1 rRNA gene is annotated in these 1034 nt (G+C 49.8%); it reads left to right on the top strand.

The features are described 5' to 3' along the window. Positions 1–1034 (top strand): 23S ribosomal RNA (locus DK187_RS20795); the annotation flags it as partial.

Below are 1034 nucleotides of genomic sequence, written 5' to 3'. Positions count from 1 at the left end.
TTTTGTATAATGGGTCAACGACTTATTTTCAGTAGCAAGGTTAAGCACATAGTGGAGCCGTAGGGAAACCGAGTCTTAATAGGGCGTTTAGTTGCTGGGAATAGACCCGAAACCGGGCGATCTATCCATGAGCAGGTTGAAGGTTGAGTAACATCAACTGGAGGACCGAACCCACATCCGTTGAAAAGGCTGGGGATGACTTGTGGATAGGAGTGAAAGGCTAATCAAGCTCGGAGATAGCTGGTTCTCCTCGAAAGCTATTTAGGTAGCGCCTCGTATCTCACCATTGGGGGTAGAGCACTGTTTGGGCTAGGGGGTCATCCCGACTTACCAACCCCATGCAAACTCCGAATACCAATGAGTGCAATTACGGGAGACACACGGCGGGTGCTAACGTCCGTCGTGGAAAGGGAAACAACCCAGACCGTCAGCTAAGGTCCCAAAGTTACAGTTAAGTGGGAAACGATGTGGGAAGGCTTAGACAGCTAGGAGGTTGGCTTAGAAGCAGCCATCCTTTAAAGAAAGCGTAATAGCTCACTAGTCGAGTCGGCCTGCGCGGAAGATATAACGGGGCTAAAACTGTACACCGAAGCTACGGATGCTTAATTTATTAGGCATGGTAGAGGAGCGTTCTGTAAGCCGTTGAAGGTCAAGCTGTAAGGCAGGCTGGAGGTATCAGAAGTGCGAATGTTGACATGAGTAACGATAAGGGGAGTGAAAAACTCCCCCGCCGGAAGACCAAGGTTTCCTGTCCCATGTTAATCAGGGCAGGGTGAGTCGGCCCCTAAGGCGAGGCAGAAATGCGTAGTCGATGGGAAACAGGTTAATATTCCTGTACCGATGTATATTGCGATGGAGAGACGGAGAAGGCTAGGCCAGCACAGCGATGGTTGTCTGTGTTTAAGGCGGTAGGCAAGTGACTTAGGCAAATCCGGGTCACTCTTTAAGAGAGAATGCCGAGAACTGATGACGAGCCCTCTTTTGGGCGAAGTGGTTGATGCCATGCTTCCAGGAAAAACTTCTAAGCTTCAGAT

The sequence above is a fragment of the Marinomonas arctica genome (assembly GCF_003259225.1).
GTDB lineage: Bacteria > Pseudomonadota > Gammaproteobacteria > Pseudomonadales > Marinomonadaceae > Marinomonas > Marinomonas arctica.
Note: the sequence above shows the minus strand (reverse complement) of the source record. Positions and strands in the feature narration are given on the sequence as shown.